A 16,523-nucleotide genomic window follows, 5' to 3' on the forward strand; every position below is an offset into this window, starting at 1 on the left:
ACTCGGGAAGAGGAAAAATCATGTCCGAGAAGAATCTGCCGTCACATGCCCGTGTAGTGATCGTGGGCGGAGGTGTCATGGGGGTCGGTCTGGCCTATCATTTGGCGCATGAAGGGTGGGGCGACGATACTGTCCTGCTGGAAAAGGCTGAACTGACCAGTGGCAGTACATGGCACGCGGCGGGCCAGATCACGCATTCGACCTCAAGCTTTGGGCTGGGCAAATGCGTGGATTACAATATCGGCCTGTATTCCGGTCAGCTGGAGGCCGAAACGGGTCAACCGGTGACATGGCATGGCTGCGGGTCCTTCCGCCTGGCCTATACCGAGGATGAGATGGACTGGCTGCGCCACACCCTCTCGGTGGGCCGGTCGCTCGGGTTCAATATCGAACTGGTCGGGCCAGAGAAGGTGGCCGAGTTGCATCCGTTCTATAACCTTGAAGGCGTGCTGGGTGCGCTGCACACACCGGATGATGGGCATGTCGATCCGACCAACGTGACCATGGCGATGGCTGCGGGTGCGCGTCAGAAGGGTGTGCGCATCTTCCGCAACTGCCGCGCCACCAACATCACGCAGGCCGACAATGGCGAGTGGGTGGTTGAAACCGAGATGGGCACCATCACCTGCGAGCATGTGGTGAACGCAGGCGGCACCTATGCGCGGCAGATGGGCGAATGGTCGGGGCTGCAACTGCCGATGACCTCGATGACCCACCACTACTTCGTGACCGAGCCGGTGCCCGAGTTCCAGAATCTGGACAAGGAACTGCCGGTGATCCGCGATGACCGCAAAGTCTCGGGCTATATCCGGATGGAGCAACAGCGCGGGCTGATCGGGATCTACGAAAAAGAGAACCCGAACTCGGTCTGGCATGATCACTGCCCGTGGGAATACGAGAACTGGCTGTTCGATGCGGATTACGACCGGGTGATGCCGTGGCTTGAGGAAAGCCTGAACCGGATGCCAATTTTTGCCGAGCTGGGTATCCAGCGTGACGTGCATGGGGCGATCTCGCATCCGCCGGACGGCAACCCTCTGATTGGGCCTGCGCCGGGTGTGCGGAACTATTGGTGCTGCTGTGGAACGCAGATCGGTATTGGCTGGGGGCCGGGCCTGACCCGCGAACTGGCGCGCTGGATGGTGCATGGGGCCGCCGACATCTCGATGCGCGAGTTCGATCCGCGCCGGTTCGGCAGCTATGCCACCAAGGACTGGCAAGTTATCAAGGCCGAGGAAGATTATTGCCTGCGCCACGAAATCCCCTTTCCGCATTTCAACCGTCTGGAGGGGCGTCCGATCAAGCCGTCGCCGCTCTATGAGTTGCTGAATTCCAAGGGTGCTGTGCACGAAGAGGTCTACGGATTCGAACGCCCCCGCTGGTTTGCGCGGGAAGGTGTGGAACAGCGCGATCACTACTCCTTCCGCCGCACCCCTGCCGACGACATGGTCGCGGCCGAGGTCAAGGCGGTGCGCGAGCGCGTCGGTATCATGGATGTTTCCGCTTTCACCAAGGTGTTGGTATCTGGCGATGATGCAGAGGTCTTGCTGGACCGCCTGATTGCCAATCGCCTGCCAAAAATAGGCCGGATCACGCTGGGGCATATGTTGAATCGGCGTGGTCGGATTGAGATGGAAGTGACAGTGTCCAGAGTCAGGGAGGATGCCTTCTACCTTGTATGCGCAGCCTTCTTTGAGCAACGTCTTCTGGATCATTTGGAAGCCCACAGGCAAGGAGCGCGCGTAAAGATTGAAAACTTGTCCAAAAGCTACTGCGCGCTGTCCCTGAACGGACCGAAATCTCGCGAGGTTCTGAACGCGGTTCGTCAATACAGCCCGCCGGAAGACAAGCTGTCCAATGCAGATTTCCCGTGGATGACGTTGCAAATCAACACTATCGCTGAGGAGCAGGTCTGGGCTTTTCGTATGTCCTATGCAGGCGAACTCGGCTGGGAGTTTCACATGCCGCGCGCCAGCCTCGAGCCGGTTTACAACGCGCTTTGGGCGGCAGGCGAACCGCACGGCATCACCGACTATGGCAGCTTTGCCATGAACGTGATGCGGATGGAGAAGGGCTTCAAAGGCGCGGGCGAGCTGACAAACGAGGTCACTCTGGCCGAGGCTGATGTGCTGCGCTTTGCCCGTACTGACAAAGATTATCTGGGCAAGGACAAAACCCTGAACACTGACCTGCCATGGGTCTGTGCCTATCTGGAAATCGAACCGGATGGCGAGATCGACGGCCACGGCGGTGAGGCGGTGATGCTAAACGGGCGTGTCGTGGGTTCGACGGCCTCGGTTGCCTATGGCCATACGGTCGGCAAAATACTCGCCTTTGCCTATATCAAACCCGAGGCAGCAACACCCGGAACCGCGCTACAGGTCGTGGTCCATGGATCGCCCCGCGCGGCGCGCGTGCTGGGTGAACCTGCCTATGACCCGCAAAGCCTGCTGCCCCGCACAGACGCCGCTTTGGAGATCGCATGATGACTCTACCCGATACAATGAAAGCCATGGTCACAATGGGTCATGGCGGCCTCGAACAGATGGTGCTGCACGAAAACTGGCCGCGCCCGGAACCCGCCGCCGGAGAGGTGCTGATCAAAGTGGCTGCCTGCGGCCTGAACAACACCGACGTGAACACACGGTCAGGCTGGTATTCCAAGACCGTCTCGGATGCGACCACCGGAGGCGCGTTCGAGGAGGTGGGCGAAGATGACCCCACTTGGGGCGGCAATCCGATCACCTTCCCGCGCATTCAAGGGGCCGATATCTGCGGTGAAATCGTGGCCGTGGGTGAGGGTGTGGACAGCGCCCGCATCGGCGAACGTGTCATCACCGATGGCTGGTTACGCGACCCGTCAGATCCCGGCAACATGGACAAGACCGGCTATTTCGGCTCGGAACGGGATGGGGGCTTTGCCGAATACGCCACCACGCTGGCCGTGAACGCGGTGCCGATCACGTCTGACCTGTCGGATGCGGAACTGGCGACTTTTTCGTGCTCTTATTCCACTGCCGAAGGGATGCTGACTCGTGCCAACGTGACCAACAGCGACACCGTTCTGGTCCCCGGAGCATCTGGCGGCGTTGGCGGTGCACTGGTGCAACTGGCCAAACGCCGCGGCGCACGCGTAATTGCGTTGGCGTCCGAGGCAAAGCACGCAGATGTCGCGGAGCTTGGCCCTGACCTGATCCTACCGCGCGCGCCCGAAAACCTGCTTGCGGCGCTGGGCGAAGAAAAGATCACCGTAGTCGCGGATGTGGTCGGCGGTCCCTATTGGCCGAATCTGATCGACATTCTGGAGCGCGGCGGGCGGTACACCTGTTCCGGTGCCATCGCTGGCCCGATGGTCGATTTCGACCTGCGGACTTTCTACCTGCGCGATCTGACCTTCACCGGATCGACCGTAATTGACCCGCAAGTCATGCGGAACCTCGTGAAGTACATTGAGGCCGGTGAGATCAAACCCGCCCTCGCCGCAACCTACCCACTGGAGGAGCTGCGCGAGGCGCAAGCCGCTTTCATCGCCAAACAGCACACCGGCAACATCGTGGTGATCCCATGACTATGGATGACGTATTAGAGGCCGCGCGGCAGCTGCATCAGGCGCATCCAGATCTTTCCGAGTTCGGTGCATGGCCCACGGACCTGACCGAAACCCAATTGCAGCCCAGCCGTATTCCCGCTGCCGATCTGGTGAGCGATTTCGATGCAGGCGGCAGCGAAACCACCCGCGCGTTGTCCGACGCGATCAAGGCCACCGCGCATCTGGCCCATTGGAAGCTGACCTATACCGAGGATGAAGTCGGTGCCGATTTCCTGCAACGTTATGGGTATTACGAACTGTTCGGTCCGACCGGTCATTTCCATTCGACCCAGTTGCGGGGCTATGTGGCCTATTGGGGGGCGGGTCTGCACTATAACTGGCATAGCCATCAGGCCGAGGAGCTGTATCTGACGCTGGCCGGAGGGGCTGTGTTCCGGGTCGCGGGTGATGAAAGTTATGTCGGGCCGAACCAGACACGCCATCATGACAGCTGGCAAAGCCACGCAATGACCACGACCGACCAACCGATCCTGACCTTTGTCCTCTGGCGCGGCGAAGGTATGGGCGATCTGCCACGGATGGATGCCGCATGAAGATCACCCGCATCCGCATCTACCAGACTGGTCTGCCCTATGTGGGCGGGACCTATGTCTGGGGTGCGGGTAATGCGATCAAGACCGCCGTCGCATCGGTCGTTGTCATCGACACCGACGCCGGATTGCAGGGGTGTGGTGAGTTCACGCCCTGCGGTGAGAACTACATGGTCGCCCATTCCGAAGGCGTGGCGGCGCTGGCGCGGCTGGTGGCGCCTAAGCTGTTGGGCAAGGACCCCCGACAGGTGGCGCGCATCGAACAGTTGATGGATCATCTGGTGCAGGGGCACGGATACGCCAAGGCTCCGTTCGACGCAGCCTGCTGGGACATACTCGGGCAGGCCTGTGATCAGCCCGTCTGGATGCTGCTGGGCGGCAAACTAACCGATGGTGCGCCGATGTACCGGGTGGCACCGCAAAAGGCGGTGGATGAGACGGTGACCGAGATGAACGGCTACCGCGATCAGGGCTATCGCCAGTTCCAGATCAAAGTTGGTGGCGACTGGGTTGCTGACATTGATCGCATTCGCACCACGGTGCCTTTGTTGCAACCGGGTGAAAAGGCGATGGCCGATGCCAATCAGGGCTGGCGCGTGGACAACGCGATCCGGGTGGCGCGGGCAACGCGTGATCTGGATTTCATTTTGGAACAGCCCTGCCGCACCTATGAGGAATGCCAACAGGTGCGCCGCGTCGCCGAACAGCCGATGAAGCTGGATGAATGCGTCACCGGAATGCACATGGCCCAACGGATCGTTGCGGATCGCGGGGCCGAGATATGTTGCCTGAAAATCTCGAACCTCGGCGGCCTCAGCAAGGCGCGCCGGGTGCGGGATTACCTGGTCGAAAACCGCATTCCTGTTGTCAGTGAAGACACTTGGGGCGGCGAGATCACCACCTCGGTCGTAGCGCATTTCGCGGCCTCGACCCCAGAAGAATTCCTGCAGAACACCACCGACCTCATGGACTATAACACCCGGTCCACCGGGGTCGGCGGGCCGGTGTCGCGGGATGGCAGGCTCTACGCCTCTGATGCGCCCGGGCTGGGCGTGAGCCCGGATTTCGAAAGCCTTGGTTCACCGATTGAGGAGTTCCGCCTATGAGAAAACAAGCCGTTGCGACTCAGATGATCGACGATGCACGGGTGCGCGTAACGCGGTTCGACTTTGCGCCCGGTGCAGAAACGGGATGGCACCGTCATGCGATGGATTACGTCATCACGGCCATTACCGAATGCCAAATGCGCCTGGAATTGCCCGATGGGTCGGTCAGTGACGTAATGGTTCCCGCCGGAACAGCCTATCGCCGCGATGAAGGGGTCGAACACAACGTGATCAACGCGGCGGACACCCCGATGTCCTTTGTCGAAGTGGAACTGAAATGAAGATCACCCGGATCTCGGTTTTCCAAGTCGATCTGCCGCTGGAGCATCCCTATTGGCTGTCCGCCGGACGGCTGAAGTTCGAAACGCTCGACGCGACGCTGGTGAAGATCGAAACCGATGCGGGCCTGATCGGCTGGGGCGAGGGCACGCCGTGGGGCCACACTTACATACCCGCGCATGGGCCGGGTATCCGCGCGGGAATTGAAACGATGGCATCGTTCCTCCTCGGCCTCGATCCGCGCAAGGTGCTGGAGGTGGAGCGCGCAATGGACCTTGCGCTGCCCGGACACCTCTATGCCAAAAGCCCGATCGACATGGCTTGCTGGGATATCGCCGGGCAAGCCGCGGGCTTGCCGATTGCCGATCTGATGGGCGGTGGATCACGCACACCGCGCCCGATTGCTTCTTCGGTGGGGGCAAAAACCATCGAGGAAACCCGCGAGGTGATGGAGCGCTATCGCAGCCGCGGCTACATCGCCCATTCGGTAAAGATTGGCGGCGATGTGGAACGCGACATCGCCCGCGTCCGCGACGTCGAAAGCACCCGGCGTCCGGGAGAGATCGTTCTCTATGACGTCAACCGCGGCTGGACCCGGCAACAGGCCCTGCGGGTGATGAGCGCCTGCGAGGATCTGAATGTCATGTTCGAACAACCCGGCGAAACGCTGGACGATATCGCTGCGATCTCGGGCCGTCATGCCTCGCCGGTGTCTGTCGACGAAAGCCTCGTGACCCTACAGGATGCCGCCCGCATTGCCCGCGATGGCCTGGCCGAGGTGTTCGGGATCAAGCTGAATCGCGTCGGTGGCCTGACTAAGGCCGCGCGAATGCGGGATATTGCGCTGGCACATGGGATCGACATGTTTGTCATGGCGACCGGAGGCTCGGTTCTGGCCGATACTGAGGCGCTGCATCTGGCCGCCACCATCCCGGATGACAATTGCCACGCCATCTGGGCCTGCCAGGACATGATTACCGTCGATATCGCCGGCGGTCGCGGGCCGCGCAATATCGACGGCCATCTGCACCTGCCGGAAACGCCCGGCCTCGGGGTGCATCCGGACGAAGACACCTTGGGCAACCCAATCGCAACCTACGAAGCCCCGCGATGATCCGCCTCTTCATCTGGCCAAAAATATCTCGGAGAGTGAGTTGGCCGCAGGCCAAGAGAGGGGCTGGCCCCACTGTCACAACCACGCCCAAACGCAAAGGATGGGTCGAATGAAGATCAACAAGATATCCCTCTGGTCCGTCGACCTGACCAGCCATGAAACCTATCACATGGCTGAGGGCAAAACCTGCGCCACCGTGACCTCTCATATCCTGTGCCTTGAAACGGATAGCGGTTTGCAAGGATGGGGCGAGGTCTGCCCGATCCCGCATTACCTGCCCGCCTATGCGGGGGGCGTGCCGGGTGCGATCAGGGAAATGGGGCCGGAAATTCTGGGCATGTCCCCGTTTGGTGCCGACGCACCGATGCGCAAACTGGACGGGTTTCTGCAGGGGCACCGCTATGCCAAGTCGGTGGTCGATATCGCCCTGTGGGATTTGTTCGGGCAGGCCACAGGCCAGCCGGTCTATGCGTTGCTGGGCGGTCGGACGCGGAAGGATATGCCGCTCTACCACTCGATCACCTGCATCGCACCGGATGACATGGCCCGCATCGCCAAGACCGCCTATCAGACCGGCATTCGCCAGTTTCAGGTCAAGCTGGGCGTGGAAGGTGACTGGCAGGCCGATGCCGAACGCCTGATCAAGGTGCACGAGGCCGTGGGGCCGGGGCCGCTGGTCTATGGCGACTGGAACTGCGGGGCGTCACGCCTGCAGGCCACGCGGACGGGCCGCGCTGTGGCACATTTGGACGTGATGCTGGAACAACCCTGCAAGACTTTAGAAGATTGCGCTGCCGTCCGGCAGGCCACAGGCCTGCCGATGAAGATCGACGAGAACGCGCATGATTTGCCCTCACTGCTGCGCGCGCATGAGTTGGGCTGCATGGATGCCGTCGCCCTGAAACTGTCGAAATTCGGCGGGCTGTCGGCCATGCGCCGGGCGAGGGATCTGACCGTGCATCTGGGGGCAGAGATTTGTGCCGAATGCACCTGGGGCTCGGATATCGTCACCGCCGCCTCTCTGCACTTCGCGGCCTCGACGCCGCATGGATCGTTGCTGAATACCTGCGATCTGTCCTCCTATGTGGCCCCGCGCATATGCCCGGACGCACCAAACCGTGAAGACGGCCGGATTGCCCCGCCCGAAGGTCCGGGGTTAGGTGTGACCCCGGACCCCGAAATCCTTGGTTCCCCGATATTGGAGATCGTGTGAGATGCTGAAGATCAATACTCAATCCGAATGGATCGCCCGCGCGAATGAGGTTCTGCCCGCCGGGGGATTCGGCAATTTCGACCCTGGCATCATCATCGCCCGCGGCGAAGGCAGTCATGTCTGGGACGAGGACGGCAATGAATATATCGACTACCTGATCGGGTCCGGTCCCATGCTGCTGGGCCATGGCCACCCCGAGGTGATGGAGGCCGTGCTGGAACAACTGCCCAGGGGCATGACCTTCTTTGCCAATAACTCCAAAGGCATCGAGCTGGCCGAAGCCATCGTCGACGCCGTGCCCTGCTGCGAACAGGTCCGCTTTGTCGCCTCGGGCGGTGAGGCGGATATGTACGCGATCCGTCTGGCCCGCGCTTATACCGGGCGCGACAAGATCCTGAAATTCGAAGGCGGCTATCACGGCATGAGCGCCGAGGCGCAGATGAGCCTCGCCCCCAGCCGCCGGGTCAATTTCCCTCAGGCGGTGCCGGACAGTGCCGGTATTCCTGACAGCGTGGCCGAACAGATGCTGATCGCGCCCTATAACGACCTCGAGGCTGTCGCGGCCTTGCTGGACGAACATGACGACATCGCCGCGATCATGGTGGAACCGCTGCAGCGGATCATTCCACCGCTGCCCGGATACCTGCAGGGTCTGCGCGATCTGTGTGACAAACACAACGTACTGCTGATTTTTGATGAGATCGTCACCGGGTTCCGGCTGGCCTATGGCGGCGCGCAGGAAAGATACAGGGTAACGCCTGATATCTGTACGTTGGGCAAGATCATCGGTGGTGGCTTCCCCCTGGCCGCGTTGGGCGCCAGCGCGGAGATCATGAAGCATTTCGACAAGGCAAAAGTGGGCGAGGGCGGCTGGCTGATGCAGCTGGGCACCCTGTCCGGCAACCCGGTGGCCTCGGTCGCGGGTCTGAAAACCATGGAGGTTCTGCGGCGCGACGGTATCTATGATCAGCTCCGTGCGACCGGGTCGGCGTTGCAGCAGATGCAGGTGGAGGCCCTGACGAAGGCCGGTATTCCGCATCAGATCGTTGGGGATGAGACGCTGTTCGATATCTACTTTACCGATGCTGCCTGCCGTGACTATCGCAGCGCCAAACATGACGACGCCAACCGCAATGCGCTCTACAACGATACGTTGCGCGCGCATGGGATTTTCAAATCCCCGGGCAAACTCTATCCGTCGCTGGCGGTGACCGAGGCTGATCTGGAAAAAACCCGTTCAGCGGTCCATCAGGCCGTGCAGGCGATCAGTGCGGTTTGAGGTGCTGTCCCAAAATAAAAAGGGCCGCTGTCATAATGTGACAGCGGCCCTAACCAACTGGAAACTCGTTTAGTCTCGCCCCCTCGAATACCACTTAATCAAGAATACTGAACAAAAAACTTTCGACATATTCGAGACCAAACCAGCATTTCAACCAGTCTGATACTTGTTTGCCTGATCTTCGCCTCGGTTACAGTGAAGCAGTTCACATTCAACAAGTTTTTTAGCTTCTCCAGTCGAAAAAGCCCGGTCCAGCCTGTTCAAGAAGCGTCTGAGCCATGGCGCGGCCCATCTCGGCGCCGTCGGCAATCGCGCCGGTGATGTCCTCGGATATCGCCTCGGATCCGTCGGGGCGAAGCACTTCGCCGCGCAGGCGCAGCTGACCGTCCAGTATTTCGGCCAGCCCGGCGATGGGGGTTTCACAAGAGCCATCCAGCGCCGCCAGCAAGGCGCGTTCCGCAGCAAGACGTTGGCCGGTTTCGGCGTGGTGGATCGCCTCAAGCATACCCGCAGCACGGGAATCTTCGCTGCGGCGCTCGATGCCGATCGTGCCCTGCGCGATAGCGGGAAGCATGTCCTCGGGGGCGATGGCCGTGGCCGGGACGTCCTCCATATTCAGGCGGCGGATGCCGGCCATGGCCAGAAAGGTGCAGTCCGCCACGCCGTCGGCCAATTTCTTCAGGCGGGTCTGCACGTTGCCACGAAACTCGACCACATTCAGATCAGGCCGCCGGTTCAACAGTTGCGCGCGGCGGCGCAGTGATGACGTGCCGACCACCGCGCCCTGCGGCAGGTCATGGATCGACTTCAGGCTGGGTGAGATGAACGCATCGCGCACATCCTCGCGGGGCAGGAACGTGTCCAGCACCAGACCTTCGGGCTGCTCCACCGGCATGTCCTTGGTAGAGTGCACCGCGATGTCGATACCGCCGTTCAGCATCGCCTCTTCGATTTCCTTGGTGAACAGGCCCTTGTTGCCGATCTCTTTCAGCGGGCGGTCCGCGTCGATCATAGCGCGGTTGTCGCCGGTGGTCTTGATCACCACAATCTCGAACGCCTCTTCGGGCAGGTCGAATGCCGTTCCCAGCCGTTGCCGGGTTTCATAGGCTTGTGCCAGCGCCAGGGGTGAGCCACGGGTGCCGATCTTGAGCGGTGAGTCGGGGGAGGGCAGGGTCAGTGTCATGCGCACAGCTTTAGTCGCGTCACATTGCCCTGACAATGGGGGCATGGCTTGACAAATTGCCGCCGAAGGAAGACCCGTTGCGGCAAACCGGATGATTGGGGGCAAAAGATGGCCGAGACAAAGAAACTGCTGCGGGCGCTGGCGGGCGAGGTACAGGATGTGCCGCCGATCTGGATGATGCGTCAGGCCGGGCGGTATCTGCCGGAATACCGGGCGACACGGGCGCAAGCGGGGGACTTCCTTTCGCTGTGCTACAACCCGGAACTGGCGGCTGAGGTGACCCTGCAGCCGATCCGACGCTATGGGTTCGATGCAGCGATTCTGTTTGCCGACATCCTGCTGGTGCCGCAGGCGCTGGGCGCGGATTTGTGGTTCGTCACCGGCGAGGGCCCGCGCCTGTCGACCATCACGCAGCAATCGGAATTCGACGCGCTGAAACCGGTTGAAGCTATTCACGAGACCCTGTCGCCGGTTTATGAGACCGTCCGCATCCTGTCGCGGGAATTGCCGTCCGAGACGACTCTGATCGGGTTTGCGGGCGCGCCGTGGACGGTAGCGACCTACATGATCGCCGGGCGCGGCACGCCGGATCAAGGTCCAGCCCATGCGCTGCGCGAAGAAAACACCGCCTTGTTCGAGGCGCTGTTGGGGCGGATCACGCTGGCGACGATCGAATACTTGTCGGCCCAGATCGAGGCCGGGGCCGAGGTGGTCAAGATCTTCGACAGTTGGGCCGGGTCGCTGAAAGGCGACGCCTTCCAGAAATACGCGGTCGAGCCTTGCTGCGTGATCACACAGGCCATCAAGGAACGCCATCCCGGCATCCCGGTGATCGGCTTCCCGCGTGAGGCGGGCGACGGGTATATCGGTTTCGCCAAGGCGACCGGTGTGGATTGTGTGGCGCTGGACAACTCGGTGTCGCCGGAATGGGCGGCTGAGCATGTGCAGGCGGATGGCTGCGTTCAGGGCAACCTGGCGTCGTCGCATATGGTGACCGGCGGGCAGGCCTTGGTGGATGAGACGCGGCGGATTGTCGAGGCGTTCTCGAAGGGACCGCATATCTTCAACCTCGGTCACGGGATCACGCCGGATGCGGATCCGGAAAACGTGCAGTTGATGATCGACACGGTGCGCGGGCGGTAAGCAAGGGAAGGGGGCCAGCCCCCCTTCTTGGCCTGTGGCTAATACATCCCCCGGGACATTTTTAGCCAGATGAAGCGGCGGGTGGTTGCTGCGCGTCGAGTTCGTTCAGGATGTCCTGACGGTGTTCTCCGCGGGCAGGGCTGGATTTCGGCTGCCATTCCGAGGTTGAGAATCTGGGTGCGGCGGCAGCTTGCAGGGTGCCATCGGTTCTGCGCCATGTCTGGCGGGCGGCGTTCATTGGGTGGGCTTGCGCCTCGGTCGGGTTGAGGACGGGCGCGACGCAGGCATCGGTGCCTTGGAAGAGATTCGCCCAGTGGTCGCGCGGTTTTTTCGCGAAGATGTCAGACAGGCGTTGGGTGAGTGCGGGCCAGGTCGCGGGATCGAATTGCGATTGGAAGTCAGGGTCAACCGACAGGCCCATTTTCTGCAGAAACAGTGCGTAAAATTTGGGTTCGAGGCATTGAACCGTCACAAAGCCGCCATCGGAACAGGTGTAGGTGCGGCTCCAATGGGGGCCGTCCAGCAGGCTTTGACCGCGCGCGTCAGACATGTTGCCGGATTGGTTCAGGCTCATGAGCAGGTTCATCATATGGGCTGAACCGTCATAGATGGCGGCATCGACTACGGTGCCTTCACCCGTTTTCTGTGCGTTCAGCAGCCCGGCCAGAAGGCCCGCGACCAGATACATGGCGCCTCCGCCAATGTCGCCGACCAGAGTGGCCGGGGTTTGCGGGGGCTGGCCGGGTTGAGACGCGTACCAGAGCGCGCCGGACAAAGCGATATAGTTCAGGTCATGTCCGGCGGTGTCCGACAGGGGGCTGTCCTGACCCCAGCCTGTCATTCGTCCATAGACCAGCTTGGGGTTCATCTCGTGGCAGGGTTCCGGACCGAGGCCGAGTTTTTCCATTACGCCGGGGCGGAACCCTTCAATCAGAGCATCGGCCGAGGCGATAAGGCGTTTGGCGATCTCCAGATCGATGGGGTCTTTCAGGTCCAGATCAATCGACCGTTTGCCGCGATCCAGAATCGAGCATTCGGGCATCCCCGGTGTTGCAGCCTGCCCCTTGCGGTGGATGGTGATCACATCGGCGCCCATGTCCGCCAGCAGCATGGCGGCAAAAGGGGCAGGGCCCAGCCCCTCGATTTCAATGATCCGAATAGCGTTCAGCATGGTCCCCCCCTTCGATTAAAGGCAAGGTTTCGGGAACGCCGGTAAATTGCAAGGCTATAGGGCAAACCCGCAAAAAAGCGCAGAACGTTGTGCGAAATTGGCCTGTTCTGTGCCGGTGGGCCGGGGTAGGGTCGCCGCCAGAACGGGGAACTTGAATGACGACCATTCTTTCGATCAAGGATTTGCGCAAATCCTACGCCGACGGATTTGAGGCGCTGAAGGGCGTGTCTTTGGACATCGAGCAGGGGGAAATTCTGGCGCTGTTGGGGCCGAATGGCGCTGGCAAGACGACATTGATCTCGACCATCTGCGGGATTACCACGCCGACCTCGGGATCAGTGACGGTGGGCGGTCATGATATTCAGGCCGAGTTTCGCGCCGCGCGTCGGATGATTGGCCTGGTGCCGCAGGAAATCGCGCTGGAGCCGTTCGAAAAGGTTTGGAACACGGTGCGGCTGTCGCGCGGGTTGTTCGGGCTGGGCCGCAATGACGCGAGGATCGAAGAGGTTCTGCGCAAGCTGTCCCTGTGGGACAAGCGTAAGAACGCGATCAAGGAACTGTCGGGTGGCATGAAGCGCCGGGTGCTCATCGCCAAGGCGCTGGCACATGAACCGCGCGTTCTGTTTCTGGACGAACCCACCGCCGGGGTCGATGTCGAGCTGCGCAAGGATATGTGGGAGATCGTGGCCGAGCTGAAACGGGCCGGCGTCACCATCATCCTGACCACCCACTATATCGAAGAAGCCGAAGCGATCGCAGACCGCATTGGCGTCATCGACAAGGGCGAGTTGCTGCTGGTGCAGGACAAGGACACGCTGATGGCGCAGATGGGTAAGAAGCAGCTTGAAGTGATGCTGACCGAGCCGATCCAAAGCATCCCGGACAGTCTGGCATCCCACAATCTGGCGCTGAACGGCAATGGCGATGCGCTGGTCTATACCTACGACACCCATGCTGACCGTACCGGCATCACCACGTTGCTGAACGACGTGGCGCAGGCGGGGCTGGTGTTGCGCGACGTGCAAACCCGCCAGTCGAGCCTGGAAGAGATATTCGTTAATCTGGTGTCCGGAGAGCCCGCATGAACTGGTCTGCTATCGCCGCCATCTACCGGTTCGAAATGGCCCGGTTCTTTCGGACACTAGCGCAGAGCTTTCTGTCTCCGGTGCTGTCGACCTCGCTGTACTTCGTGGTGTTCGGCACTGCCATCGGCAGCCGTATCCAAGAGGTCGAAGGCGTGTCCTATGGCGCGTTCATCGTGCCGGGGCTGATCATGTTGTCGGTGGTGATGCTGGCGATCTCGAACGCGTCCTTCGGAATTTATTTCCCCAAGTTCCTGGGCACGATTTACGAGCTGCTGTCGGCCCCTGTAAACTTCATCGAGATTGTGATCGGCTATGTCGGGGCTGCGGCGACCAAGTCGTTGTTCGTGGGGTTGGTCATCCTCGTAACGGCCTCATTTTTCGTGGATTTACGCATAGAACACCCGTTTGCGATGGCGGCGTTTCTGATCCTGTCCTGCCTCAGCTTTTCGCTGCTGGGGTTCATCATCGGCATCTGGGCCAGCAATTTTGAACAGATGTCGCTGGTGCCGCAGCTGGTGGTGACTCCGCTGATCTTTCTGGGGGGCACGTTCTATTCCGTCTCTATGCTGCCGCCGCTGTGGCAGACCATCACGCTGTTCAACCCGGTGGTCTATCTGATCTCGGGGTTCCGGTGGTCTTTCTACGGATTGGCGGATGTCCCGATCGGGTTCAGCCTGCTGGCCATTGTGGCGTTTACCGGCCTGTGTCTGGGCATTATCTGGTGGATCTTCAAAACCGGCTGGCGCATTCGCAGCTAGGTTGTATCGGGCGTTGCATTTTTGCCCACTGACCTTGGGAAATGTGTTCACGTCACGTCTATCGGTTAAGCGGTCCCTTGTTTACCGGTTGGGTGCACTCTACATCGGCATCCATGAAACTCAGCCTGCCGTTTCTCAAAAAGCAACCCAGCGTGGCCGTTGTGCGCCTGTCCGGTGCCATCGGGATGGCCGGGCGTGGATCGATGTCCGATACCGCGCTGGCCCCTGTGCTCGAAAAAGCCTTTCGCAAGGGCAAACCCGCCGCCGTCGCGCTTGAGGTCAACTCGCCCGGAGGATCGCCTGTTCAAAGCTCGCTGATCGGGGCGCGTATTCGACGTCTGTCCGAGGAACTGAATGTGCCGGTCATTGCGTTTGTCGAGGACGTGGCGGCCTCGGGCGGCTACTGGCTGGCGACCGCAGCAGATGAGATTTACGCCGATGACAGTTCGGTGCTGGGGTCGATCGGGGTAATTTCCTCGGGGTTCGGCGCCCATGTCCTGCTGAAACGGCAAGGGATCGAACGGCGGGTGCATACCGCGGGGCAGTCGAAGTCCATGCTCGACCCGTTCTCGCCTGAAAAGAAAGAGGATGTCGCGCGGCTGGAAACCCTGCTGGCTGATATCCATGAGAACTTCATCACCCATGTCAAAACCCGGCGCGGTGGCAAACTGGACGAAAGCCAGGACTTGTTCACCGGGGAAATCTGGCTGGCGCGGCGCGCGCAGGAGCTGGGCCTGATCGACGGTATCGCACATTTGAAACCGAAGATGCAGGAACGCTTTGGCGACAAGGTCAAGTTCCGCCGCTATGGGCTGCGCAAACCGATCTGGTCGCGGCTTGGCGCATCTTTGGCGCAGGACGCTATCGCCGGGCTTGAGGAGCGTGCCGCCTACGCGCGTTTCGGTTTGTGACGTGATTATCAAGATTGTCACCCTTTTCCTGATCGCCATGGGAGTCCTGGCGATGTTCGGCAAGCTGCGCTTTCCGGGGCAGAAGCGGTTGCAATCCTCAAGGTGTCCGCGCTGTGGACGGTTCAGGATCGGCAAAGGCCCCTGCGCCTGCGAAAAAGGAGGCCGTACATGACGGCATGGCTGTTATCCGGCCTTGGTCTGCTGATCCTGCTGCTGGCAGGCGATGCGCTGGTGCGCGGTGCGGTGAACCTGAGCCTGCGCATGGGCGTGCCTGCGCTGATCGTCAGCCTGACGATCGTGGCCTTTGGCACCTCGGCACCCGAGCTATTGATCGCCATCAGCGCGATCAAGGAAAACGCACCGGGCATTGCGCTGGGTAACGTGGTCGGGTCCAATACGGCGAATATCCTGTTGGTTCTGGGCATACCGGCCTTGCTGTCGACGTTGCACACCAGCGAATGCAACAGCCGCAGGAACTATGTCTTCATGCTGTTGGCCTCGGTGCTGTTCATCGGTCTGGCCTTCTGCGGCGTGTTCACTTTGGTCAGCGGTGCCATTCTGCTGGCGGCATTGGGTCTGGTCCTGTGGAACGCCTTCCGCGAGGCGCACGCCCATCGCAAAGCCTGCGGTCAGGCCTGTGCCGAGGATGACGAACTGGACGGTCTGGAAGAGGCCGACCCCAACATGGCCTACTGGAAGATCTCGATCTATCTGGTGCTGGGCCTGATCGGTCTGCCGATGGGCGCGCATCTTCTGGTCGAATATGCCACGGTCATCGCCCTCACCTACGGCGTCAGCGAAACAGTTATCGGCTTGACGCTGGTTGCGGTCGGGACCTCTTTGCCGGAACTGGCGACGACAGTGATGGCGGCGCTGCGGCGGCAGGCGGATGTGGCGCTGGGCAATGTGATCGGGTCGAACATGTTTAACCTGCTGGCTATTGTCGGGATTGCCACGCTTGTCGGACCGATTCCCGTTGATCCGGAATTCCTGCGGTTCGACCTGTGGGTCATGCTGGGTGCCTCGCTGCTGCTGGCCCCGTTCGTGTTTTTCAAACAGGACATCACACGCACCTGGGGTTTCGTGTTGACCCTGCTATATGCAGTCTACGTCGTCGTGTTGCTGGCGTGATTTGATCAAG

The 16,523-nt window shown here is 60.9% G+C and carries 15 protein-coding genes; 13 read left to right on the top strand and 2 right to left on the bottom strand.

Annotation, left to right across the window (positions count from 1 at the left end; translation table 11 throughout):
• Positions 1 to 20: 20 nt before the first annotated feature.
• The 8 genes from GOX63_RS14795 to GOX63_RS14830 all read left to right on the top strand — a co-directional run bounded on the left by GOX63_RS14795 (position 21) and on the right by GOX63_RS14830 (position 9,131).
• Positions 21 to 2,486 (top strand): FAD-dependent oxidoreductase, encoded by a 2,466-nt coding sequence (locus tag GOX63_RS14795; protein ID WP_170327295.1) that lies wholly within the window; start codon positions 21 to 23, stop codon positions 2,484 to 2,486.
• A complete protein-coding gene (locus GOX63_RS14800; RefSeq protein WP_254435980.1) occupies positions 2,486 to 3,568 on the top strand; it encodes an alcohol dehydrogenase family protein in 1,083 nt (360 codons plus the stop codon). Before GOX63_RS14795 ends, GOX63_RS14800 begins: the two co-directional genes overlap by 1 nt.
• Positions 3,565 to 4,143, top strand: a complete 579-nt coding sequence (locus GOX63_RS14805) for a dimethylsulfonioproprionate lyase family protein (protein ID WP_170546251.1) — start codon at positions 3,565 to 3,567, stop codon at positions 4,141 to 4,143. Before GOX63_RS14800 ends, GOX63_RS14805 begins: the two co-directional genes overlap by 4 nt.
• Positions 4,140 to 5,246, top strand: coding sequence for a mandelate racemase/muconate lactonizing enzyme family protein (locus GOX63_RS14810; RefSeq protein ID WP_170327293.1), 1,107 nt, complete (start codon positions 4,140 to 4,142; stop codon positions 5,244 to 5,246). The genes GOX63_RS14805 and GOX63_RS14810 overlap by 4 nt, the downstream gene beginning before the upstream one ends.
• A complete protein-coding gene (locus tag GOX63_RS14815) occupies positions 5,243 to 5,527 on the top strand; it encodes a cupin domain-containing protein (protein WP_254435975.1) in 285 nt (94 codons plus the stop codon). Before GOX63_RS14810 ends, GOX63_RS14815 begins: the two co-directional genes overlap by 4 nt.
• Entirely contained in the window at positions 5,524 to 6,639 is a 1,116-nt protein-coding gene (locus tag GOX63_RS14820; protein ID WP_170327292.1) for a mandelate racemase/muconate lactonizing enzyme family protein, read from the top strand. The genes GOX63_RS14815 and GOX63_RS14820 overlap by 4 nt, the downstream gene beginning before the upstream one ends.
• Before the next feature lie 109 nt (positions 6,640 to 6,748).
• Positions 6,749 to 7,852 carry a mandelate racemase/muconate lactonizing enzyme family protein gene (locus GOX63_RS14825; protein WP_170327291.1) on the top strand — a complete coding sequence of 368 codons (1,104 nt, stop codon included), beginning with the start codon at positions 6,749 to 6,751 and terminating at the stop codon, positions 7,850 to 7,852.
• Between the two features lies 1 nt (position 7,853).
• A complete protein-coding gene (locus GOX63_RS14830; protein WP_170327290.1) occupies positions 7,854 to 9,131 on the top strand; it encodes an aspartate aminotransferase family protein in 1,278 nt (425 codons plus the stop codon).
• Between the two features lie 223 nt (positions 9,132 to 9,354).
• On the opposite strand, the gene hemC is transcribed toward GOX63_RS14830, so the two are convergent.
• Complete coding sequence (gene hemC / locus GOX63_RS14835; RefSeq protein ID WP_170327289.1) at positions 9,355 to 10,314, bottom strand: hydroxymethylbilane synthase; 960 nt, start codon at positions 10,312 to 10,314, stop codon at positions 9,355 to 9,357.
• Between the two features lie 108 nt (positions 10,315 to 10,422).
• Between hemC and hemE the strand changes: the two genes are divergently transcribed.
• Complete coding sequence (gene hemE, locus GOX63_RS14840) at positions 10,423 to 11,457, top strand: uroporphyrinogen decarboxylase (protein WP_170327288.1); 1,035 nt, start codon at positions 10,423 to 10,425, stop codon at positions 11,455 to 11,457.
• A 61-nt stretch (positions 11,458 to 11,518) separates the two neighbouring features.
• On the opposite strand, the gene GOX63_RS14845 is transcribed toward hemE, so the two are convergent.
• Complete coding sequence (locus GOX63_RS14845; protein WP_170327287.1) at positions 11,519 to 12,628, bottom strand: CaiB/BaiF CoA transferase family protein; 1,110 nt, start codon at positions 12,626 to 12,628, stop codon at positions 11,519 to 11,521.
• Positions 12,629 to 12,783: 155 nt separating this feature from the next.
• On the opposite strand from GOX63_RS14845, the gene GOX63_RS14850 reads away from it, so the two are divergent.
• The 4 genes from GOX63_RS14850 (at position 12,784) to GOX63_RS14865 (ending at position 16,513) form a co-directional block, all read left to right on the top strand.
• Positions 12,784 to 13,713 carry an ABC transporter ATP-binding protein gene (locus GOX63_RS14850; protein ID WP_170327286.1) on the top strand — a complete coding sequence of 310 codons (930 nt, stop codon included), beginning with the start codon at positions 12,784 to 12,786 and terminating at the stop codon, positions 13,711 to 13,713.
• Positions 13,710 to 14,471 (top strand): ABC transporter permease, encoded by a 762-nt coding sequence (locus tag GOX63_RS14855; RefSeq protein ID WP_170327285.1) that lies wholly within the window; start codon positions 13,710 to 13,712, stop codon positions 14,469 to 14,471. Before GOX63_RS14850 ends, GOX63_RS14855 begins: the two co-directional genes overlap by 4 nt.
• Positions 14,472 to 14,584: 113 nt before the next feature.
• Positions 14,585 to 15,382: a S49 family peptidase gene (locus GOX63_RS14860; RefSeq protein ID WP_170327284.1), complete on the top strand. Its 798-nt coding sequence runs from the start codon at positions 14,585 to 14,587 to the stop codon at positions 15,380 to 15,382.
• Between the two features lie 168 nt (positions 15,383 to 15,550).
• The gene (locus tag GOX63_RS14865; RefSeq protein WP_170327283.1) at positions 15,551 to 16,513 is read left to right on the top strand and encodes a calcium/sodium antiporter; all 963 of its coding nucleotides are present in this window, start codon (positions 15,551 to 15,553) and stop codon (positions 16,511 to 16,513) included.
• The last annotated feature ends 10 nt before the right edge of the window (positions 16,514 to 16,523 follow it).

This window comes from Ruegeria arenilitoris, assembly GCF_013031355.1.
Taxonomy (GTDB): Bacteria; Pseudomonadota; Alphaproteobacteria; order Rhodobacterales; family Rhodobacteraceae; genus Ruegeria; species Ruegeria arenilitoris_C.

Coding starts and splice junctions, on each gene's coding strand:
- GOX63_RS14795 (WP_170327295.1), top strand. CDS start 21: ATGTCCGAGAAGAATCTGCCGTCACATGCCCGTGTAGTGATCGTGGGC.
- GOX63_RS14865 (WP_170327283.1), top strand. CDS start 15,551: ATGACGGCATGGCTGTTATCCGGCCTTGGTCTGCTGATCCTGCTGCTG.
- GOX63_RS14830 (WP_170327290.1), top strand. CDS start 7,854: ATGCTGAAGATCAATACTCAATCCGAATGGATCGCCCGCGCGAATGAG.
- GOX63_RS14800 (WP_254435980.1), top strand. CDS start 2,486: ATGACTCTACCCGATACAATGAAAGCCATGGTCACAATGGGTCATGGC.
- GOX63_RS14855 (WP_170327285.1), top strand. CDS start 13,710: ATGAACTGGTCTGCTATCGCCGCCATCTACCGGTTCGAAATGGCCCGG.
- GOX63_RS14860 (WP_170327284.1), top strand. CDS start 14,585: ATGAAACTCAGCCTGCCGTTTCTCAAAAAGCAACCCAGCGTGGCCGTT.
- GOX63_RS14845 (WP_170327287.1), bottom strand. CDS start 12,628: ATGCTGAACGCTATTCGGATCATTGAAATCGAGGGGCTGGGCCCTGCC.
- GOX63_RS14820 (WP_170327292.1), top strand. CDS start 5,524: ATGAAGATCACCCGGATCTCGGTTTTCCAAGTCGATCTGCCGCTGGAG.
- GOX63_RS14850 (WP_170327286.1), top strand. CDS start 12,784: ATGACGACCATTCTTTCGATCAAGGATTTGCGCAAATCCTACGCCGAC.
- GOX63_RS14825 (WP_170327291.1), top strand. CDS start 6,749: ATGAAGATCAACAAGATATCCCTCTGGTCCGTCGACCTGACCAGCCAT.
- hemE (WP_170327288.1), top strand. CDS start 10,423: ATGGCCGAGACAAAGAAACTGCTGCGGGCGCTGGCGGGCGAGGTACAG.
- GOX63_RS14815 (WP_254435975.1), top strand. CDS start 5,243: ATGAGAAAACAAGCCGTTGCGACTCAGATGATCGACGATGCACGGGTG.
- hemC (WP_170327289.1), bottom strand. CDS start 10,314: ATGACACTGACCCTGCCCTCCCCCGACTCACCGCTCAAGATCGGCACC.
- GOX63_RS14805 (WP_170546251.1), top strand. CDS start 3,565: ATGACTATGGATGACGTATTAGAGGCCGCGCGGCAGCTGCATCAGGCG.
- GOX63_RS14810 (WP_170327293.1), top strand. CDS start 4,140: ATGAAGATCACCCGCATCCGCATCTACCAGACTGGTCTGCCCTATGTG.